16 protein-coding genes and 1 pseudogene are annotated in these 21,556 nt (G+C 39.8%); 6 read left to right on the forward strand and 11 right to left on the reverse strand.

Annotated features, from left to right (window positions below; all coding sequences use genetic code 11):
* The first annotated feature begins 29 nt into the window (after window positions 1-29).
* The 6 genes and pseudogenes from GQS55_RS06765 (at window position 30) to pntB (ending at window position 8,413) form a co-directional block, all read left to right on the forward strand.
* Window positions 30-1,205, forward strand: a complete 1,176-nt coding sequence (locus GQS55_RS06765) for an iron-containing alcohol dehydrogenase (RefSeq protein WP_159819133.1) — start codon at window positions 30-32, stop codon at window positions 1,203-1,205.
* A gap of 386 nt (window positions 1,206-1,591) precedes the next feature.
* On the forward strand, window positions 1,592-2,665 hold the full coding sequence (locus GQS55_RS06770) for an oxidoreductase family protein (protein WP_159819135.1): 1,074 nt from the start codon (window positions 1,592-1,594) through the stop codon (window positions 2,663-2,665).
* 49 nt (window positions 2,666-2,714) lie between these two features.
* Complete coding sequence (locus GQS55_RS06775) at window positions 2,715-3,638, forward strand: hypothetical protein (protein WP_159819137.1); 924 nt, start codon at window positions 2,715-2,717, stop codon at window positions 3,636-3,638.
* An 88-nt stretch (window positions 3,639-3,726) separates the two neighbouring features.
* On the forward strand, window positions 3,727-5,400 hold the full coding sequence (locus GQS55_RS06780; protein ID WP_159819139.1) for a class I adenylate-forming enzyme family protein: 1,674 nt from the start codon (window positions 3,727-3,729) through the stop codon (window positions 5,398-5,400).
* Between the two features lie 62 nt (window positions 5,401-5,462).
* Window positions 5,463-6,994: pseudogene (locus tag GQS55_RS06785) on the forward strand (Re/Si-specific NAD(P)(+) transhydrogenase subunit alpha).
* A 27-nt stretch (window positions 6,995-7,021) separates the two neighbouring features.
* Complete coding sequence (gene pntB, locus GQS55_RS06790; RefSeq protein ID WP_159822618.1) at window positions 7,022-8,413, forward strand: Re/Si-specific NAD(P)(+) transhydrogenase subunit beta; 1,392 nt, start codon at window positions 7,022-7,024, stop codon at window positions 8,411-8,413.
* Window positions 8,414-8,787: 374 nt separating this feature from the next.
* Here pntB and GQS55_RS06795 read toward each other — a convergent pair whose 3' ends face one another.
* The 11 genes from GQS55_RS06795 to GQS55_RS06845 all read right to left on the reverse strand — a co-directional run bounded on the left by GQS55_RS06795 (window position 8,788) and on the right by GQS55_RS06845 (window position 21,528).
* Window positions 8,788-10,371: a DHA2 family efflux MFS transporter permease subunit gene (locus GQS55_RS06795; protein WP_159819141.1), complete on the reverse strand. Its 1,584-nt coding sequence runs from the start codon at window positions 10,369-10,371 to the stop codon at window positions 8,788-8,790.
* 5 nt (window positions 10,372-10,376) lie between these two features.
* On the reverse strand, window positions 10,377-10,979 hold the full coding sequence (locus GQS55_RS06800; RefSeq protein ID WP_159819143.1) for an HlyD family secretion protein: 603 nt from the start codon (window positions 10,977-10,979) through the stop codon (window positions 10,377-10,379).
* Between the two features lie 64 nt (window positions 10,980-11,043).
* Window positions 11,044-11,922 (reverse strand): carotenoid biosynthesis protein, encoded by an 879-nt coding sequence (locus GQS55_RS06805; RefSeq protein ID WP_159819145.1) that lies wholly within the window; start codon window positions 11,920-11,922, stop codon window positions 11,044-11,046.
* Between the two features lie 56 nt (window positions 11,923-11,978).
* Complete coding sequence (locus GQS55_RS06810) at window positions 11,979-13,061, reverse strand: NAD(P)/FAD-dependent oxidoreductase (RefSeq protein WP_159819147.1); 1,083 nt, start codon at window positions 13,059-13,061, stop codon at window positions 11,979-11,981.
* A gap of 13 nt (window positions 13,062-13,074) precedes the next feature.
* Entirely contained in the window at window positions 13,075-14,049 is a 975-nt protein-coding gene (locus GQS55_RS06815; RefSeq protein WP_159819149.1) for a hypothetical protein, read from the reverse strand.
* Between the two features lie 81 nt (window positions 14,050-14,130).
* Complete coding sequence (locus GQS55_RS06820; RefSeq protein ID WP_159819151.1) at window positions 14,131-14,790, reverse strand: TetR/AcrR family transcriptional regulator; 660 nt, start codon at window positions 14,788-14,790, stop codon at window positions 14,131-14,133.
* 791 nt (window positions 14,791-15,581) lie between these two features.
* Window positions 15,582-16,979: a phosphotransferase family protein gene (locus GQS55_RS06825; protein WP_159819153.1), complete on the reverse strand. Its 1,398-nt coding sequence runs from the start codon at window positions 16,977-16,979 to the stop codon at window positions 15,582-15,584.
* Between the two features lies 1 nt (window position 16,980).
* Window positions 16,981-18,249, reverse strand: coding sequence for an acyl-CoA dehydrogenase family protein (locus GQS55_RS06830; RefSeq protein WP_159819155.1), 1,269 nt, complete (start codon window positions 18,247-18,249; stop codon window positions 16,981-16,983).
* Window positions 18,250-18,726: 477 nt separating this feature from the next.
* Window positions 18,727-19,554, reverse strand: a complete 828-nt coding sequence (locus GQS55_RS06835; RefSeq protein ID WP_159819157.1) for an alpha/beta hydrolase — start codon at window positions 19,552-19,554, stop codon at window positions 18,727-18,729.
* 100 nt (window positions 19,555-19,654) lie between these two features.
* Window positions 19,655-20,359 carry a VOC family protein gene (locus tag GQS55_RS06840; RefSeq protein WP_159819159.1) on the reverse strand — a complete coding sequence of 235 codons (705 nt, stop codon included), beginning with the start codon at window positions 20,357-20,359 and terminating at the stop codon, window positions 19,655-19,657.
* A 107-nt stretch (window positions 20,360-20,466) separates the two neighbouring features.
* Window positions 20,467-21,528, reverse strand: coding sequence for an AraC family transcriptional regulator (locus GQS55_RS06845; RefSeq protein WP_159819161.1), 1,062 nt, complete (start codon window positions 21,526-21,528; stop codon window positions 20,467-20,469).
* Window positions 21,529-21,556: the final 28 nt, after the last annotated feature.

The following is a 21,556-nucleotide window of genomic DNA, read 5'->3' on the forward strand; positions in this document are numbered from 1 at the left end:
CATTAGAATGAATTTTCAGGAGTATAATTATGATTAAATCTGGCCAATATAATTTTCTAGATCAGAAGCGCGTCATCTACGGTCGTAATTTTGTCGATGCTGTGTTTGACGAAATTACTGAAAGCAATGCAAAGAGAGTATTGGTAGTATCTTCGAAAACACTACACCGCAAGCTTGGTGTTACAGCACCATTAAAAGAACGCTTAGGCGAGCGTTTACTAGATATATATGACGATATCGCACCTCATGCGCCTTTGGACAATGTGCTCCAATTAACTCAAAAGTTGCTACGGCTTAAACCCGATGTCATTGTGTCTATTGGAGGTGGTAGTGTTATAGATACAGTCAAGGTGGCAGCATTGTCTGCTGCAGTTAATGCGGAATCTGTTGAGGAAATTGCGGCATTACGCGTTACTATCAACGAAGCAGGGCAACAGGTTTCGCCTGTCAATCCGGATAATCTTGTGCGGCAAATCGCAGTACCTACTACACTCTCCGGTGCTGAATTCGGGACTATTGGCGGTGCAGTGGATACTGCTCGAAACGTCAAAGATATCTATACTCACCCGCAGATGTGTTCACAGGTGATTATTTATGATGCGGAGTTATGCCGGTTAACGCCGAATGAACTTTGGGTGGCTACCGCTATGCGAGCAGTAGATCATGCTGTTGAAACAGTACTTTCTCCGTTAGCAACCCCCTTTACTGATGGCCCAGCATTACACGCTTTAAAATTGTTTGGACGTTCCCTTCAGGCTGGCGATCAAGAAAAAATGAGTTTAGAATTTATACAAGAATGCCATTTTGCCGTTTGGGCCGCCACTATCGGTTTAATGCGAACTCCTTATGGTGCAAGTCATGGAATTGGCCATCAGGTAGGTGCAGTAGCAGGTGTACAACATGGTTTATGCTCTTGCGTCTTACTTCCGTCTGTTTTACGTTACAATGCAAATGCAGCTGGAGAACGTGATACTTGGATTGCTGAAGCCTTGGGTTGCAAAGATATTAATGCTTCCGATGCGGTACGCAATTTAATTCTGCGTCTGGGCTTGCCTGATAGCCTGAGTAAAGCAGGGGTTAAACGTGAACAACTTCCTCTCATAGCGGCTGCAGCATTAGGTAGCTTTTTTGTTAAAAATAATCTAGAGCCTATAACAGACGTTTCCCAAATTATGGAAATATTAGAGATGGCTTGGGAGAGTTAATAAAGAGTTAATTTCACTGCACATTGGGTAATAAATTATGCATGTTGGGTGTATAGTTATAATTAGCGGTTTGATGCAATTTTATTGATGAATACACTATTTTTTACTTCCATTGATATAAGCTGATTATTCTATATAAATCAGCTTATATTTCCTTAAGTATTCAAAATAATTGAGTGTATATACTTAACTTTTTTATAGTTTTTCTTGTATTCTATTTTTCATTCATAACGCTTACATCTCATTCAAATAACCTGATTATTCTTCTGTTAAAGTAACTTTTCTTCGTGTGTCAGCTTGTAATTATCTTGAAAATAATAAATTTAGCTTTTTATGTTTCATTGTATTACAATGATACAGTAAAGTAATTTTATAAAGGATAATTCATGAATACTGAACATAGTTACCTTACTGCTGAATGGTTAACCGAAGCCCTAAGATCGACAGATACTATAGGAGCGGACATCACTGTATCGAGTATAGAAACATCGACGATAAGTGGTGGTATGATGGCAAACTCATATCTTATAAAGCTTAATTATGCTAATGGCACTGGTAGCGAGCCAGCTTCACTAGTGGCAAAAGCACCGTCGAGCAATCCTGATAGTCGAAAATCAGGTCAGGAGATGGACTCTTACCTGAAGGAAGTCAACTTTTATAAGTACATTGCACCGACATTAAATATGCGCGTTCCAGAGTGTTACTACGCACAGATAGATGCCAAGACTTCCGACTTTACCTTGCTCCTAGAAGACTTGAATCCCGCTACCATATGCTTACCTAAAGATTGTAGCCTAGAAAAATTAAAAGCATCGACTGTAGAACTAGCTTTGCTTCATGCCGGTACATGGAATGATGAAAAGTTAAAAGATTACGATTGGATGAATGACTGTGCTTCAGCGGGTTATTCGGAGCTTATTAAGCCTATAATAACAAAAGGGTGGGAGGTTTTAAAGGCGTCTGCCGACGACCGCGTTCGTAGTAATTTTGAGCAAATCGGTGATGGATTCTTGGCGGTAGTGGATCGCTGGTTAGGTGACATGGGCAAACGTTTTTGCTTGACGCACTGTGACTATCGTATGACCAATGTTATGTACACAGAAGATAATGAGTCAATCGCCATTGATTGGCAGACACTGCAGTTGGGTCGCCCCGGTCTTGATACCTTTTATCTTATTGCCAACACGCTAGATCCTGAAATGCGCAAAGCTCATGAAACCGAGTTGTTGCAGGTTTATTACGATACGTTGCTTGCCAATGGTGTCGAGGATTACAGCTTAGACGATTGTATAGAAGATTATGAGTATGGCTCTTTGTATGCGGTAATGATGGTTTTGGCAACGACTTACGGCATTGGCGCTACCTACCTTCCCGATGCTTATAAACGTCAAATATTTTTTGTGGTATCGCGCTATTGGGGTTTTGTTGAAGAGCAAAAAATCATTGAGCGTTACTTATAAAAAACCACTAAACCTAGTATTTAATACAAATTAGAAATGAGAACTGACAATGCATATATTAACTGATAATGACGAGTTTCTTCACCTGGGTTACCCTAGACAGAGTGAGTCTAAGTGGAAAGAAAACTACTATTTTAATTTTATTGATAAAGCAGCCGACGCAGTTGGTATTATCCATTTCTCGATTCGTCGGGATATTGGTAGAGCTATCTTTAATTTGCAAGGGCGCGTAGGTGGCGAGCGTTTACGTTATAGCAACAATATTGCGTGGCCTGCCATTGATCGTACGGCCTTTAAAGAAAGTGTGGTACTCAGCGATGGTTGTTTGACCCTTGAGATTGTTGAGCCTCATAAAAAGCATCGTGTTACCTTTGAAAATGATACAACAAAATTAGATTTGAATTATACGCGCCGTTTTGATGTGTATCAGTATCCGGATCATACTCCGTCTGAATCTGAAGCTAAAACTGATGTAAATATGGATATCGAACATTACGAGCAGGGCCTTCACCTAAACGGAAATATCGAGTTTAATGGGAAAGTTTTCGAACTTAACAGCCTTGCACACAGGGATCACTCATGGGGTTATCGTGACGAGTCCGGTATTGTTGGCTGGAACTGGATTGCTATTCAATTCGAGAGTGCTACGTTAAATTTCACCCAAACCGTTAGCCATAAGCTAGGTATTATGGGAAATGGGTTTATCTCTACTATCGATGGTAACAAAGCGATTGTAAAAGTAGAGGTGAACGAAGTCATTAACGACGCCAAGGGAGAGCCTGAAATAGCGAAGTATACTATTACGGATGAGAATGGCGCGAAAACTGATTTTACAGCGCGACGTTTTAACCGTGTTGTTCTTCCGATGAATAAAGAAAGAACGACGATGTGCTTTGAAAACTTCTCAGAATTTACCAATGAGTCGACGGGTGAAATTGGTTTAGGTATTGATGAGCACATGCTTAACGTTTAAAAAATGATGTCGTTTATTGGCTTCTTAGGAAGTTAGTGTACGTCAAAAATCGTATATAAAAATATAATAAAATTTTGGGAGAATAGACATGAATTTATCGAACAGTATCAAGCCTTGGCAGTTTATCTATGATGAAGTGGGGATTGAAGAAACAACTCCAGAAGAACTGCCCTTTTCTGTTGGTGTAAGTCGTCATGCCATTGAACGTCCTAATAGCGACGCGCTTTGCTATTTAAACAAAAAAATTAGCTATGCAGAGCTTGACGCTCAAGCAAGTCAACTCGCCAATGCATTAGCAGGGTTAGGTATTTCTAAGGGAGATGTAATTGGTATACAAATGCCTAACATCCCTCAGTATGCAGTCGCGTTGGTAGCTGCATCTAAAATGGGTGCCACTGTATCTAATGTATCACCTTTATTGGCACCTCCTGAGCTGATTTATCAAATTAAAGATGCCAATATCAGCACTTTAATAAGCTTGGATGCATTTACGCCACTTATACAAGCCGTAACTAAGTCATTAGAAGGTATCCTCAAACACTTTATTGTTACCGGTGCTATGGACTCTATTAATATTCCAGAGGATCCTAATGCACCAATAATTGAAAGTCTCCAAACTTATAATTATGTTAGTTTACTTGCGGGCCAAGATACTCATTTTGAGCAGGTAGCTGTCTCTGGTGATGACGTTGCGCATATACAGTACACGGGTGGCACAACAGGAAAGCCTAAAGGCGCTATGCTGACATACGGTGGTTTAGCGTGGGTGGCAGAAAACTCTTATATTTTTGGCAAAGTAGTAGCGGGAGAAAATTATTCCGCGTCGCCATTTCCAATGTTTCATATTGCGGGTTCTTCTGGCGTGATGGCGGTACTGCGGTTTGGTGGTACGAATTTATTGCTGCCAGACCCTCGGGATATTGATCATTTTATTGATAAGCTAATCGCAAATCCTCCCACAGGTTTCGGTGCAGTTCCTGCGCTCTATCAAGTGTTAGTGAATCATCCTAAAGCGGATCAAGTAGACTTTTCTAAGCTAACACTAGCAATATCTGGTGCGGCTCCACTGATGGGAGCTGACAGGGATAAGGTTGAAAAATGGGTAGGAAAAAATAAGTTGGCTGATTTTTTTGGTATGACAGAAACATCGCCAAACTATATGTGTAATCCACCGAATCGTTCTAAGCCAGCAACAGTAGGTATACCTTTACCGGGCGTTGACGTAAAGATTGTTGACTTGGAAACAGGTACGAAAGAGTTGCCGTTTGGCGAGGAGGGCGAAATTATTGTAAATACCCCAGGGCTAATGAAGGGCTACCTTAATTTGCCAGAAGAAACTGAAAATGCGCTACGCACATTCAATGGTATTACTTATATGTACACAGGGGATGTTGGTTTCATGGATTCAGAGGGCTACACAACAATCTGTGATAGAGCTAAAGATATGTTGATTGTGGGTGGATTTAAAGTCTTTTCGATAGAAGTGGAAGACAAACTGACGCAGCTGGATTTTATCGATCATGTAGCTGTGGTTGGCACACCCGATGAGGAACGACCAGGCAATGATATTGTTAATTTGTTTGTGCAGCTTAATCCTGCATATGTTGACAAAGAATCAGCGGATTTAAAAGCTGAAATTATTACTTTTTGTCGCGCCAATATGTCTCCTTACAAAGTGCCGAAGCGAATAATTTTTGTCGACCAGATTCCTGTAACAGCGATAGGTAAGCTTGACAAGAAAGCAATGCGCGAAATGGCTTGATTTAAGTTATAAAAATTAAATAAATAAAAACTCCATAATCAAATAATAACTAAAGGTATCTTATGATAATAGGTATTCCCAAAGAGTCACTAATCGGTGAAAACCGAGTTGCAGGTGCTCCAAGTTCTGTTAGTGCTCTAATTAAGTTAGGCTTTACAGTACAAGTTCAAAAAGGTGCAGGTAGTAAAGCAAGTTTCACTGATGAAGAATATAGAGTAAGCGGAGCAGAGATTGTTGCAAATAATACCTGCTGGCAAAGCGATATAATTTAAAGGTGAATGCACCAACACTCGATGAAGTCGCTTCTATGAATGATGGTGCAACACTGATTAGCTTTATCGCACCAGCACAAAGCCCTGAGTTACTTGAAGCATTGAGAGCTAAATCAATCACCACGTTAGCCATGGAAATGGTGCCAAGAATGACCCGTAGCCAATCAATGGATGCGTTAAGTTCAATGGCTAATATTGCAGGCTACCGTGCTGTTATTGAAGCCTCTCACCTTTTTGGTCGGTTTTTTACCGGTCAAATAACTGCTGCAGGTAAAATGCCGCCGGCGAAAGTGATGATCATTGGGGCAGGAGTTGCAGGCCTTGCTGCAATTGGTACCGCGGGTAGTTTAGGGGCAATAGTACGTGCTTTTGATACACGTCCTGAAGTGAAAGAACAAATAGAGAGTATGGGCGCTGAATTTCTTGAGCTTGACTACGAGGAGCCTGAAGATACAGGCTCTGGTGATGGTTATGCGAAAGAAATGAGTAAAGCGTTTATTGATGCCGAAATGGCGCTGTTTGCACAGCAAGCCAAAGACGTAGATATAATTATTACTACCGCTATGATCCCAGGAAAACCTGCGCCAAAATTAATCACCGAAGCAATGGTTAAATCAATGAAAGCTGGTAGTGTTATTGTTGATTTAGCGGCTGCAGGTGGTGGTAATTGTGATTTAACTGTTGCAGGTAAAGTAGTTAACGAAAACGGTGTACACATTATTGGTTATACTGATTTAGTGTCTCGTTTACCTAATCAGGCCTCACAACTTTATGCTAATAATTTAGTGAATTTAGCTAAATTACTTTGTAAAAACAAAGACGGAACGCTTAATGTTGATTTTGATGATGTCGTTATTCGTAATATGACAGTGGTTAAAGAAGGTGAAATTACTTTTCCACCACCTCCTATTCAAGTGAGTGCAGCTCCAGCTCAAAAAGCAACCGTTGAACTGGTTGAATCAATTGAAGAAGAACCTGCTTCGCCAATTAAAAAATATGCCCTTATAGCGGGAGGAATTGCTTTATTTGGTTGGGTAGCCAGTGTTGCTCCTGCAGATTTTCTTACTCACTTTACCGTATTTGTTTTAGCGTGCGTTATTGGCTATTACGTGGTGTGGAACGTTAGTCATTCTTTACATACCCCTTTGATGAGTGTCACTAATGCGATTTCTGGCATTATTGTCGTAGGAGCTTTATTACAAATAGGCTCTGATAACACGCTTGTACAGATACTTGCCGCGTTAGCAACGTTAGTGGCAACTATTAATATTGTCGGTGGTTTTAAAGTCACTAGTCGTATGTTAAAAATGTTCAGTAAATAAGGAATGAATATGGAATCTACACAAATAGTGTCTAATGGTTTTATTAGTGCAGCATATATCGTTGCTGCCTTACTTTTTGTTTTTAGTTTGGCGGGTTTAAGTAAACAAGTAACAGCTCAGCGAGGTAATTTATTTGGTATGGTTGGTATGGCTATTGCTCTACTTGCCACTATTATCGACCCTCGTGTATCGAATGTTTGGGTCATTATTATTGCCATGATTGTTGGCTCAGTTATTGGGTTGCGATTAGCGAATAAAGTTGAAATGACACAAATGCCTGAGCTTGTTGCTATATTGCATAGTTTCGTTGGTTTAGCTGCTGTATTAGTTGGGTTTAATAGCTATTTTGACGCAGATCATAATGCTGTTATGACGGTCGCTCAACATACTGCTATGAATATACATTTAAGTGAAATTTTCATAGGAATATTTATTGGTGCTGTGACGTTTACCGGCTCTATTGTTGCTTTTGCTAAACTACGTGGAACGATAAGCTCTAATGCTTTAATGTTGCCTCATCGTCATAAAATGAATTTAGCCGCAGGTGTTATTAGTTTTATATTATTACTTATTTTTGTGAACAATGATGGTTCAAGTTCAGCATTATTTTTAATGACTATTATTGCCTTAGTCTTTGGTTGGCACTTGGTTGCCTCAATTGGTGGCGCTGATATGCCTGTTGTGGTCTCTATGCTAAATTCATATTCCGGGTGGGCTGCTGCTGCTGCTGGTTTTATGTTAAGTAATGATTTACTTATTATCACAGGTGCTTTAGTGGGCTCGTCAGGTGCTATTTTATCTTACATTATGTGTAAGGCGATGAATCGCTCTTTTATTAGTGTTATTGCGGGCGGATTTGGCACAACCGTTGTGATTGATAATGATAGAGACTACGGTGAGCATACTGAAGTAAATGCTGAAGGGGTTGCAGAGTTGCTACGTAACGCTAAATCAGTTGTTATTGCACCGGGTTACGGTATGGCTGTAGCTCAAGCGCAATATCCTGTTTATGAGTTGACTCAACATCTAATTAATAAAGGTATTAAAGTTCGTTTTGCTATACATCCTGTAGCGGGTCGTCTACCAGGACATATGAATGTGTTATTGGCTGAAGCAAAAGTGCCTTATGATATTGTTTTAAGTATGGATGAAATAAATGATGATTTTCCTGAGACCGACGTCGTGTTGGTTATTGGTGCTAATGATACGGTTAACCCCGCTGCTGCAGAAGACCCAACCAGCCCTATTGCAGGTATGCCAGTACTTGAAGTGTGGAATGCCAAAGAGGTTATTGTTTTTAAACGCTCAATGAGTACAGGATATGCGGGTGTACAAAACCCATTGTTCTTTAAGGAAAACACGCAAATGTTGTTTGGCGATGCAAAAGAAACAACAGAGCAAATATTTAGATCTTTATAAATAGTTTTATAAATTGTGCTAAGAAAAAGTGTTACATCGACAATAAGGGGAAGTTATTGCCCTTATTGTCATCTACGCTACATGGACGTGTTTTATGACACAATTCAAACGGTACAGGAAGTACTTAATTAGCAAAGTATCGGTTTCGCTTCGCCCATTTACAAATTACTATAGTTGTAGATGGGCTTTAAATTTGAAGCTTCCACACAGATATTCTAAAGGCAATCAGCCAACTCAGCAAAATGTAACCTATTGGTCGAGAAAGACTATACCAATAAACTAATTCAAGATATTTCAGCGATTTACTCACCAGCTATTTCTCGCTAAAAAAAACAATATAAAGCAGAGTCAGTTGTAATGATTAATAAAAACCCCTATGCTTTTGTTAGTGTATTTCTTTTCAGAAATAAATACCCTGTAGGTATTAATGCTGCAATAAAAATTAACGCCGTCATGTAAAATGCATCTTGAAATGCTAGGGTTAATGCTTGTCTGTATAATTCTTTACCTAACACCCAAAATGCTACATATTCTTGCTGTCCAGGATTTATTCCTGCTTGTTGTAAGCTCGGTAACAATTGAGTAACCATCTCAATTGTTTGAGGGTTTCCCATATGTTGAGTGCTATTAATATTATCCATATGAAACTCGGTTTGTCGCTCTAAATAAATCGAGGTTAAATTTACACCTAGGGCACCGCCAAATTGACGAAAAAAGTTTGATACACCTGAAGCTTGAGGTGTTAGGTGTGTGGGTACAGAACGAAACGTTGCATTACTTAACGACGGCATAATCAGCCCTATCCCAATACGGCCAATAGTTACCCAATAAATGAATAACCATAGGTCAGTTTGTCTGTCGGAGACGAGCATCAGCATAGATGAAATAATAAAAATAATAATTCCTAGTCCTATCAATAACCAGTGAGGAAATTTATCGCTAAGTACTCCGCCTATTGGAAACATCAATGCGAGTACAAAACCTCCTGGTAATAATGAGAAGCCAGATGATGTGGCATTTAAGCCTTGAATTGTTTGAAGAAATAAGGGCACTGAATAGAAGGTTGAATAAAGTCCCGCTCCAAATATTATGGTAATTATGGAATTTGCTGTAAACGCCGGATATTTAAACAAGGTTAAATTAAATAATGGTGATGTAATACATGTTTGTCGATAGAGGAATAGGGCGGTTGTAATGATCATCGATGCGAAACACAATAAAGTAAAGTCAGACGTCCATCCTTTTGATTGTCCTTTTGATAAACCAATAAGTAATAGCGATATGGCGCCAGATAGCAAAAAAAGACCAATCCAATCAAGTGAACTTTTCTCATTATTTTCTTTTTCAGGTAAGAAATAAAAAGCCATTACAAATGCTATAAATGCCATTGGAAAAGGCATTATAAAAACATATCGCCAATGAACGTTATCAATGAGTATCCCACCTAAATATGGGCCTAAGGCTGGTGCCATTATCACCATAACGCCAAATATTCCCATTGAAAAACCTTGTTTTTCGGGAGGAAATAATTGAATCATCAACAGCATCGATAAGGGTACAAAAACACCAGATGAGGCACCTTGAATAACTCGAGATAAGATAAGCATTTCAATATTGGGACTCACTGCACCTAACAATGAACTCAGGATAAAAACAATCAACGCGCTAATAAAAGTTAAACGCATCCCAAAAGAATTGATCAACCATGCAGTACAAAGCATTGTTACTGTTGACGCTGCAAGGTAGCCTGTTGATAACCACTGTGCTACATCTTGACCCACGCCAAATGAACCCATAACACTGGGAATAGCTACATTGACATTAGTGCTACTGAGAATCGTTGAAATTGTGCCTAAGGCAATGGTTAATACGGCAAGTATGCGAAAATAATTTCCAAAGCGCTTTTGTAATATCGCTAAGGTGTCTCGTTGGGCTAGTGATTGGATAAGTGTCGTCATGTTAATTAAGAACGAGTATCAATTTTTACTACTACCATCATTCCAGGTTTCAATAAATTGTCTTGTTGTTTAATTGCTAACCTTACCGTAACTCGTTGCGTTACCTTAGTGAAATTACCACTAGGATTTGGGTTAGGTAACAATGCAAATTGACTCGTTGTTGCATTATCTATGCGCTCAACTGTTGCCTCAAATTCGAGGTCAGGATAGGCATCTATTTCTACTGTGGCATAGTCACCTATGTGCAGTTTAGTAATATCTGTTTCTTTAACGTTAGCACTTATCCAAATATCTTGAGGATCGTGGAGCATCATTAGTCGATATCCTGGAATAGCATACTCTCCAATATGAGCAAACTTTTTATCAATAACGGCATTAGGAATAGGGCTTTTAATTTGACTATCTGATAATAATAATAGCTGTCTTTCTCGGCTTACTCTTAATAAGTTCAGTTCCTGTTGGAGAATAGCGAAATTGGTATCGTGAACTTTCAGTTCCTGCAAATTAGCCTTGGCAGACAATAACCTTGACTCTTGTCCCTCTATATTTGCTTTTGCTTGCGTAAACGTATGCGTTGCTTTAGTGAGATTGAGGTTCGAATCATCCAAGTGTTGCGCCGACGTTAGCTTTTTATCGTGAGCTAGGCTGCCGTAAGCTCACAAGCTTATTAGCCTAATTGTTTTTCATTTTTTTATTGCTTAATATTTTTATTGTGCTGAGAACAGTAACAAAAAACATTGTGAATATAGAAACCAATGCTAAAGATCCAAGAATATCCTTAGTCCACCATTGATGCCCATCTAGAGTTGTAATTGAACTGCTTACATTAAAAATATAAGTTGCTATGAATTCTACAATGATAGCTCCATACATTAACGTAGGTTGTAACCAATGATTCTTTTCGTATATTAGTGTGGCTTCTTCAGGGTATTTTTCACTTTGCGATCGTTGATACAGAGCAAAAAGCTGAAATATTGTGAAGACACATAGGAACCATCCTAGAAAATTACTAAAAGGAACTCCAAAAAATACACCGCCATTTTCCCATGTCCATGCTTTTAACATAGTGGCTCTATGCGGATCCATTGAAAGATCCCACATCACCATAAGGAATGATGCTATCAGTGGAACAGTAAATACTGAAGAGTCTTTAAGTTTAGCATCAAACTTATCTAGTAACACATGTGCTACTGTCCATGTTAGGTAACCCACTGCAAAATATGAAGGCATTATCTGAATTGGAACAAGCCATATCTTTTGTCCAAGAAATGCAGAATAGTCATAACTCCCAAATGGGAAGCCCGTCAGAATACTAATCGTTTCATAAGCCCAACTTACAACAAAAGTAATGAGAAAAAATATTAGAAACTTTTTAAGACCATATTTATGTATTCCGTGAACACATGCAAATACGAACAATACAATTGTTGTATAGAAAGGTGTTAATGGGCCAAGTAAACCATCACCAGTACTGCCGAGAATGAAGTTTAGTACAGCAAGTAAGGCTATACACATCCACATTATTTGTTGTTGAAATTTTGTGTTTATCATTATTGAATTCCTCATCTATAAATTTTTAATATAAGACTAGTATTTTTAATTTAATTTTAATCTTTCAAACCAAAAAGTTTACGATATTTGCTTATAAACAGATCTTTTCCTTTAAGTTTACCAGTGACCCAATTGCCAAAGGTGCCAATAACCAAATAGGAGTTTCCTTGATTAGGACCTAGTGGTAACAATAGCGGCGCTTTTTTCCAAGGTGTGTATGGCTTGAGTTGCTCTACGTTTTTCCCTTCGGCTAACCCTTTGAACATATTAGTAAGCCAAGGAATTTGGCGACCGATAGCGACTATGGTCATCGCGTCTCCGCTACTTGCTATATCACCAGCGGCAAAGACGTTGGCATAAGAAGAGGGACGTAAGTATTTATCGACCGTCACTCGACCGTTGTTTTCTTTGCTCACGTTAGGCAATTCGTCAACTAGTTCAGACACGGCTCTAGAACCAATTGCTGGGATGATCAGATCGGCTGTTATTGTCGACCCATCCGATAAACTAAGAGAGCCAGAGTAAGGTTCTGTTAAGCTCTTAAGGTCGTCAACTCTAACGCCGAACTTAATGTTAACGCCTGCCTGTTTGAGTTTTGATGTAATGGCAGCACCAAACTTGGTTGGCATTTGCGCAAACAAACTTGAGTCGCTGGATATCAAAGTGATGCTTTTACTTGGCATGGCAGAATTGATTTCACCGGCCATTTCAGTTCCTACAGCACCTGCGCCAACGATAGCAACCGATTTAGCGGTTTGCAGTTTTGCGTGTATTTCAGTGATAACAGCACGGAAATCATCAATGCTGTCACCTGCAGGCTTAAAGGCCACACCATTAGTAGAGCCGGTGGCAATAACAATAAAGTCAGCGTCTATTTGTGTGCCATCTTCAAGAGTGACACTGTTTTCGTTCACCTTGATTACTTTGGCTTTAACAAACTTTCCTTTTGCAAGTAGCGAGTCATAAGGTAATAAGACGCGATCTAACAAAGATGGTTTAACAATCGCTCGTATCATTGCAGGTGCATGAACAAATGCATCACGTTGATCTATTAATGTGACATCTAGATCATTCTCTAACGATTTAGCTAGTTGAGCGCCCAAAGAGCCGCCACCAACGATTAACAATTTGTTAGTCATGCTTTAAATCCTATTATTTTTTTGGATAAACAATTTCATGTAAACCAACCGAATGGTAGGTTTTGCTGACACCATTTCGGGTAACAATTAACTCTTCCTTGGCGGTATATCGATAAGCATCTTCACCTGGCAGCAGTTGACCTTTTTCAATCATAACTAACTCTTCAAGAACGATATTTGCGATATAACTTAGATCACCTTTTGAGCCTTTTAGTGTCAAACTTTTTGCGAAGGTGTAGCCCATTGATTCTTCTGTCATAGTGTCGTTAATGACTGCTGTAGCTTTAACATTTTCTGGATCGGTCAAATATTCAGTTGGAGATATTATTAAGTTTTCAGGGTCAGTTACCAATGCACCGGTTGGAATTATGTTGTCTTCAAAGTCCATAATGACGGAGTAATCGATAGAAATGTCCGGAGAATGTACTTTGCCCCAATACCAATTTTTCATTATTCCAGCGACACTTTTTTCGCCCCAGTTATGGTCATGATAGCCAGTGCCTTTTACTTGGATTGTTTCGCCATCTTTATAAAGCTCACCTTCTATATCAGCAGAAGGAACCGCCACGGTCCATGGCATAGGACTCGGCGTTCCTTCAGAGGTATACGGATGATTTTGTTTATATAATTTTAGCTTGGCGCCAACCCCTTCTATTAGGGTATAAAGTTCGTAATAATCGCCGCAATCTTTACAGTATTGCTCACCTAATTTCACATCACACTTTTCATAGCTCGTTGATACATCTGCTTCTATGTACTTTGTAATTTTAGATATTTCAGCTTGACCTTTTGTGTAGATGTTGAGTCGGACAGAAGGTTGCCTAGGCTTTAGTCTTGTATCATTTAATGAGTACATAACAACAAGGTAGTCACCATTATCAAGGTGAGCATCGAAGTACCACCACTCAAAATGTTCTTCTCTATTAGTAACGGGGAAATCAATATGTGTTGCGTCTGCCTTAACGTAATTTGTGGTGTCATTAGTCATATTCATATCTCTTTTAAGTTAATGATCTTGATCAAATAAGTTATATAGCGCTTCATTGTGAATGAAGGTGCTGCTGTTTCTCTAATTAGTTTCAAGGCTATTAGTTTTACTAAATAGCCTTGAAAGGTAGTCAATATGTTGTTCTAAAATCGCATCGGAAAATGGGTCTTTACCCGACAGCCTGCTAAATTCAGGCGCAAAGGTAAAGATAGACGTTGCCGCGCCAATGAAAAGATAACGTATGTGTAGGCTGTCACCTTTAGGCATTAGCCCTAACTCTTGAGCTTGCTGCAAAATGCCTAGTTCAGCATCAGAACCTGATTTTAAAAAACGATCGGTTAGCCAGTTTAATCGTTCAGGATCACCTTGATTTGCTTGCATCATAAAGCGATGGAAGTCAGGAAGTTTTGCACAAAATTCTATGAAGTTTTTTATAAGTGTACGGATCATGGCATGCACCTCTACACCATTTAGAGCCTCACGCCGCTCAAAAAATTGCTTAGTGTAAGTTTCAAATACCCACTCAGCGGTAGCTTTCCATAGTGCATCTTTACTACCGAAGTGATGAGAAATAAGCGTGTGATTTACACCTGCTTTACTCGCAATGGCTCGGGTAGAAACGCCGTCAAAGCCCGAACCGGCAAACTCGGTAAGTGCAGCTTCAAGAATTTTAGACTTAGTCTCTTGTGTACGCACTTGCTCAGAACGTTTGGCTGGCTTTTTTATTACTGAATTTTTCATAGTTACCTCAAATAGATTAGCTACTATATTAAACAAGTGGTTAGTATAGCGCATCTAAATAAAACAATTGGTTGATTTAGAGCAAATTTCATAAAATTAATTAAATGAAATTAAAGAAAAATTAATTGGGTACTTACTCCTTGAGGGTTATATAAAATATGCGTTAGTATCTTTAGTTTTCTAGTTGCTCTAATGTTTTTTGTGGTCTTATTTTCGGTGTATTTATTAGCGCGGCTTGGCTTGGTCTGAGATAAGCGTCTGAGCAACTGCGTCTAGCCTTGCTTAATATTCCAAGGTAGCAAGTACTCTAGGCTCTCAGGCTTTTTAGCCAGTTCATTGAGACGGTTTGCAAATAGCTGTCGACCATCAAGCCATTAGCTTTAGCTGTCTCAACAAAACTATAAAATATTGCACTGGCATAGGCGCCACAGGCTGTATTTGAGAACAATTAATTATTCCTGTTATGTTGATATCAACATAACAGGAATTATGTGCAGTTTCCCGTTGTGTTAAGTTCGCGTCACGAAGCGCCAATTATGGTACGACTCGTGCTAGTGTTAATGCATATAATCATAGGTTTTCTAAAAATCCCAGAAGCTCGTAAGCTATAACTACTAGAGGAAAACTTTGATCAGTTTCAACTGGCGGCAGTTTAGAAAGTGCTTGCCTTTTCATCTTAATATCAGCCTCCATGTATTGACAACATAGTAGTGGTAAGGATACTTTGCTAGGTAACCTGAACTCGGTTAAATATCTCTTAAATCAAGTTCAGGTTACGTAGTTATTTAGAACTACCTTTGCTGTAATGCTGAATAATTAGGCTGATCGATTGCAAGCTGTCCTGCCACACTTTGTCGTAAATGCTCTGCTAAACTGGGCGTATTCAATGGCATATCCATCCTTAAGCGGTTAACCAGTTCCCAACGAAATTCGTCCAATTGACCTTCTTGCCCGAGTAAATTTTGTAGGCGAGCGTGCTCTTTAATGGCCAGTTCATTACCACATTGGAACTCTCGTTGAGCTATACCTAAAGAGTTAGCTGCAACTTTAGCAAGAAAACTACTATGGCTATCTAGCTGTTTTGAAACATCATTTTTGAGGAAACCGGCTACGCCAGCTAATAACTCTGCAGGCATGGGGAGTTGAGTACCAGTTGAAATAGGGGTGTCAAAATCAGGTATAGTAAAGTTTCCAGGAATAAGTAAATTAACACAATCCATTTGTGCCTCAGACGAGCGTCTACCAATGACAGGACGTTCGAGGCTTGGTGTTTCACCTGTGCGCCAAGCATTTGCCATTTGTAACGTTGCCATAGCCCACCAAAAAGAACCAAACACTTGCCAGTATTTAAGTTCTTCTGTTGATACTTTTACACCGCTAGTTTCATAATATCCATCCAACAAATCTTCGATTTCACCAAAGCCACCTACGGGTAATTTGTCTTTGCCAAAGCGCCAAGAATTGACACAAAGCCAACCTAAATCTCGCACAGGATCACCGATTTGAGCTAACTCCCAATCGAGAACGGCATTGATGCCATCAGCGGTAATCATTAGATTACCATTGCGAAAATCACCGTGTACTAACGTGGTGCGATATTCTGTAGGGGCATTATCGAGAAGCCACCGATAGGTATAGTCAAGCATCGGCACAGGAACATTGAGGTCGCGGTATAATTCCCAGGTTTCTTTCACTAAATTTACGGGACTTACTTGAGGTAAATCGTTAGATAAATTGGTTTTCTTCCAGTCTAATGCGTGGATTCTTCCGAGTATTTGGCCGCATTCTTTAGCAAGTTTTGGGCGAATACTTGCTAGTTCTTCGGCTCGTACGATGCGATGTCCCAAGGTTTCTCCGGCTATCCAGTCCATGATAAAACCATTACCTAGATCATCTTCAGGCTGCAGTACGTAGTGGACTTTTGGCCCAGGAATACCTGCACTTTTTGCCAATTCAAAGAGATGTGCCTCTGTTGCTAAACTGATACTACCGACGCTTGATTCTGTTTCCATGGTAGGTTGAGAACGACGAAAAGCATACTGATGTTTACCCGAGTTAACTGCAATGACTATACGATAGGTTTCTTGGCTAGCACCGGCGGTCAGTTGTTCACAAGAGAGTAAACTTTTAAAATCAGCGAATTCTCTAGCTAATACATTTTCCAGTGCAGCATTGAATTTTTCTGACATTTTATACTCCTACACCCTTAGGCTTTTTCTGATCCATAAAGCCAAATAGGTAACCTGCAGCACGTCGTATTTGTATTTCATCGGCACCTTCGGTAATTCGGTAACGACGATGATGGCGATAGATATGCTCGAAAGGTTTGTAACGAGAGTAGCCCATACCACCATGAACTTGCATTGCGAAATCGGCAGCTTCACAGCACAGTCTGTTCGCTTGATAATTACACATAGATACTTTATCTGACACTGAAAATGCGCCATCAGTGTCCATTAACCAAGCCGTTTTATGAATCAGTGCACGTAGCATTTCACAGCGAGTATTAAGGTCTACTAGTGGAAATTGAATCGCTTGGTTAGTAGATAGTGGTTTGCCAAAAGGTTTTCTTTCATTGGCGTACTTTACTGATTCGTTAATACAGTATTGTGCTGCACCTAAACTTGATGCCGCCTGACGAATGCGGTTTTCGTTGAAAAAATGCTGGATCACCATTAACCCTTTACCTTCACCACCGAAGATTGAGCTGCTTGGCACTCGCACATCGGTGAAAGATACTCGGGCGTGATCCGATGGCATGTTAAATGTCCAAAGATATTCTTCAACTTTTAACCCTGGTGTTTTCATCGGTACTAAAAACGCGGTTATGCCTAATGCATCACCGGGTTTACCTGATGTGCGAGCCATTACCATATCAGCATCAGCAATATGCACGCCGGTATTCCATGTTTTTTCACCATTGATGATCCAATGGTCGCCGTCGCGTGTTGCGCTGGTTTCCATATGGGTGGCATCAGATCCATGCTCAGGCTCTGTGATCCCAAACGCAAATCCTTGAGAGGCGGTTTTCATGCCATCGAGCCATTGGTCTTTTTGTGCATCGGTGCCGTATTTCAACATTAATAACAAACCAATATTATTGCCGACAACCGAGTGTTCATTCTGTAGATCATTATGCAAGCCAAGGCCTTTACCAGCTAAATGTTCTCTGATAATAGCCATACCTAAATTGCTGCCATTACGTCCGCCATACTCTTCGGGAAAAGGATAGCTAAAAATACCCGCTTCTATGGCTAAGTCTTTGGTTTTTCGTAATAATAATTCCCATTCTTCATTGGGGAGGCCTTCGCGTTCCCAGTCTGTTCTGGCGTCTTCTCTGCGGTGATCAAAGAAGCGAATATTGTCATCAATTTGTTCTAGAGGTTTGATCTTTTTTTCAATAAATAAATCTACTTCGGCAAGAAAGTTGGTGATTTCTGTTGGGATTTCAAAGTTCATTGTTTTTCCTTATTGTTCATGTAGCTTGTATAAAAAAATTTTTTGAGAAGCTTCAAGTACAGCCCTTGGTACGAATAGTGTTTGATTTAACTCTCTTCTATAGGCTTGTTTTTATTTGAGTTATTAAAAGTTAAAACCAGTTGTATTCAGCTGTTAAGAATATCAAGCGGGGTGCATAAAGGTTACCCGTCCATTCAGGATAAAATTTAAGTTTATTGCCTTTAGCATCTCTTCCATCGTAGGATTGTCACAATCTACTCCTTTGGAACTGCTGGTGGAACAACTCGCGCTGCAGAAATCACTGTAAGTAATATTGCATATTCTCATGCATCGCGATGACCTAATATCACTATTTTTCAAGGTAGTTGTCGCTTAAGCTGAAAATTAATATTATTAAGCTGCTTCTTTTTATTGTGTATTTTGAGGGCGATAAACTAAAACATCATTAGTTTATCGCGCAATATTTACTAAGATGCCCTATATGTTTTCCAAACAGAACTTGTGAACCGCAGCTGAATACTCTTCAGTGTTGAACATCATTAATTGATGTCCTGCGCCTTCAAACTTTTTAAGGGTAACTGAGCCACCAATTTCGCTAGCGATTAGCTCAATGCCACCTGGAGGAAGGTTAGGATCTTCAGTGCCCGCAGTATATAAGACGGGTTTTACGTTTTCACTAAGAAGTTGAGGTGGAACGTAGTTTAGGAAAGAAGCCCAAGAAGCAAGATCGTACGACCATGTGTTTAATGGATCCTGTTTTTTAGCTTCAGCTGCGCCCAAAAACCCATAGTCTTTGTCAAAATCAAAGAATAGAGCGAGATCTAATCGAGCGCCGCGACCAAGCTCGCTTAGGACTTTTTGTACTGGATCTGTACGCCAGTGTGCAGTCATAGATTTAACGGTTGGACTACCAGGTACAGCAAGTGAACCCATACAAATAACACCAGAAATTGCGGGGCAATCTACAGACGAAATAGCGGCAGCAACACCCAAGCTAGAGCCTAAAGCAAAAACAGGTACGCTGTGTTTTGTTTTTATATGCTCAGCGAAATCACGAGTAGCTTGTGCCCATTCATCCATAGTGAAGGTTCCGCGGGGGCGACCTCTAGTAGATAGACCGTGTCCAGGGGCATCATAACTCCATATATCGGCACCATGCGCGGCATGGTGCTCACAAAAAGCGCTGTAGATTCCGCCATGGCCACCAAGGCCGTGAGATATCACCAACGCGTATTTTTGTTCTATTGTATCGTCATAGTAGCGGTATGCATGTAGGTCATTAAGGGTATGTGATTCAATTTTCATAATATCTCTTTATATTGGAGTTCTATAATGAATAATCTGAAAGCGAATAACGCTTTCAGATTGGTTTAGTGCTAATTTAACTATATATAGTTATTTGTGATTACTTTTTGCCTGGTGGTTGATCGTCAGTCATAGACGCCGTTATTTGTTCATCGGTTGCTGCTAGTATGGCTTTATATTGTTCTTCAGGATAAGTAAGGTGAGGCTTAGATTCGTCATACTCAGGCTGTGGCACACTTTCAGCAGGCGTATCATAGGTCGCTGGGTTTTGGTATCTAGCCAGTTCTTCTTGTGAGATACCAGCAAGCTTCACAACTTCTGGATCAATCCATGAACCGTCCAAGTCTAATGGGTTTTCACAGTGGTCGTTAGTAGCAACCTCCAGTACTAGCGTTTCTGGGCCTGCAAAGTAGATTGACTGACACAAGCCATGTTTAATTGGGCCCATAACTGGAACACCGCGGGAGCGAATGCGATCGCGCAAGGCCAACATTTCTTTCTCAGTATCGACATTAAATGCAAGATGTTGCAAGGTACCAGGCGCTGAAGAACCACTGCCTATGCCTGCGTGGGTCAGTCCTATAGTGGTTTCTTTTTTAACATTTTCTGGTAAAAACACAAAGGCTACCGCAGATGCGCCCAGACGCATAAAACCGTGCCACGCACCTTCAGCTCCATGCATCCAGTACAAGCCGATAAGTTCCATGCCAAGTACATCACTAAAAAATTCAATTTGTTTTTTTATGTCACCGGTTGAGATAGCGACATGATGAAGAGCTGTTGGTCTGATAAAAGTATTTGACATGTTTTTCTCCGATATTATTTATTATTTAGCTGACTGTCACAATAACAGTTAGTCGACTATCACAATAACAGTATGTTTTGTAGGGTTTCAGGTTTTTCCTGACAAGTTTAGGTGGTATTAAGACAGTATGAGTTTGATTGTTTTTTGGACTTGTCATCGCGATATTGAGTTGGGGACTCACCAGTCCATACTTTGAAAGCTTTACTGAAGTTTGATGAGTCTTGGTATCCGAGTTGGTGAGCAATGTTATCGATTGACGTTGAGGTTTTTGTTAGTAAATCTATTGCAAGTTGATGACGGACATCGGCAACTATTTCTGTGAATGATGTACCTATGTCTTTAAGGCGTCGGAAGAGTGTACGTGATGAAAGGTGAAACTTACTAGCAACTTTTTCTATGCTAGGAATCTCGTTTATATGGGAAAGTATCATGTTTTTTATGGGCTGAACTAGTGCACTTTTTTCGTCTTGAATTGCTATAAGTTGTTGTTCCAGAATTTTTTCGGCTTGTTTAACTGCCGCAGGGTTGGCTGACTCTAATTGAACTTGTGCCAATTCCAGGGGAATTGATAGATAGTTTGTGTTTGAATTAAATGTTAATGAGCCGTGGAGAATATCCTTGTAGTATGACTCGTCGCTTTGTGCTGAGTATTTGAAATTGTAATGGATTTGACTTGCTATTTCGTACTCTTTAATTTGAGTTCCGTTCGCTATCAGAGAAAATCCTGTTTCAACGATAAAAACTTCGGTGTCGCCCCAAGGAAGTCTTTCGATGATTTCAAGTTGGAGCGCTTGCTCGGTTTGTTTTATCTGGAATGAAACTGATGGATTAAGGATTATTGTAGTACGAACAACAAACTCGAGCGCTTTTTGGAGATTCGCTGCAGCAATGGCACCCATTCCTAATACTCCTCCGCCTGTTTTACTTAAGCGTTGGCCAAATTCCAAACCCAAATGAGGGTTGCCTGTTAATGAAATAGCATTTTCTATCAGCTGCTTGAATTGTTTGCAAGTTATTTGGCCATCTATATCAGCCATAATTTCTAGGTTGATATGTGTTGATGCAAATATTTGTGCAATTGAAAATCTTTTTTGTTTCAACATTTCAACCAAGGCGATCGGATTAAGTATAGAAAGCCTCTGGTCGAGCTCTGGTTGATATTTTTTCATTCGGTAATACCTTCCATTAAAGAGATTA

This window comes from Colwellia sp. 20A7 (genome assembly GCF_009832865.1).
Taxonomy (GTDB): Bacteria; Pseudomonadota; Gammaproteobacteria; order Enterobacterales; family Alteromonadaceae; genus Colwellia.

What these genes read in the sequence shown, in the direction of transcription:
- GQS55_RS06765 (WP_159819133.1), top strand. Translation starts at nt 30, where the DNA reads ATGATTAAATCTGGCCAATATAATTTTCTAGATCAGAAGCGCGTCATC.
- GQS55_RS06770 (WP_159819135.1), top strand. Translation starts at nt 1,592, where the DNA reads ATGAATACTGAACATAGTTACCTTACTGCTGAATGGTTAACCGAAGCC.
- GQS55_RS06775 (WP_159819137.1), top strand. Translation starts at nt 2,715, where the DNA reads ATGCATATATTAACTGATAATGACGAGTTTCTTCACCTGGGTTACCCT.
- GQS55_RS06780 (WP_159819139.1), top strand. Translation starts at nt 3,727, where the DNA reads ATGAATTTATCGAACAGTATCAAGCCTTGGCAGTTTATCTATGATGAA.
- GQS55_RS06795 (WP_159819141.1), bottom strand. Translation starts at nt 10,371, where the DNA reads ATGACGACACTTATCCAATCACTAGCCCAACGAGACACCTTAGCGATA.
- GQS55_RS06805 (WP_159819145.1), bottom strand. Translation starts at nt 11,922, where the DNA reads ATGATAAACACAAAATTTCAACAACAAATAATGTGGATGTGTATAGCC.
- GQS55_RS06810 (WP_159819147.1), bottom strand. Translation starts at nt 13,061, where the DNA reads ATGACTAACAAATTGTTAATCGTTGGTGGCGGCTCTTTGGGCGCTCAA.
- GQS55_RS06815 (WP_159819149.1), bottom strand. Translation starts at nt 14,049, where the DNA reads ATGACTAATGACACCACAAATTACGTTAAGGCAGACGCAACACATATT.
- GQS55_RS06820 (WP_159819151.1), bottom strand. Translation starts at nt 14,790, where the DNA reads ATGAAAAATTCAGTAATAAAAAAGCCAGCCAAACGTTCTGAGCAAGTG.
- GQS55_RS06825 (WP_159819153.1), bottom strand. Translation starts at nt 16,979, where the DNA reads ATGTCAGAAAAATTCAATGCTGCACTGGAAAATGTATTAGCTAGAGAA.
- GQS55_RS06830 (WP_159819155.1), bottom strand. Translation starts at nt 18,249, where the DNA reads ATGAACTTTGAAATCCCAACAGAAATCACCAACTTTCTTGCCGAAGTA.
- GQS55_RS06835 (WP_159819157.1), bottom strand. Translation starts at nt 19,554, where the DNA reads ATGAAAATTGAATCACATACCCTTAATGACCTACATGCATACCGCTAC.
- GQS55_RS06840 (WP_159819159.1), bottom strand. Translation starts at nt 20,359, where the DNA reads ATGTCAAATACTTTTATCAGACCAACAGCTCTTCATCATGTCGCTATC.
- GQS55_RS06845 (WP_159819161.1), bottom strand. Translation starts at nt 21,528, where the DNA reads ATGAAAAAATATCAACCAGAGCTCGACCAGAGGCTTTCTATACTTAAT.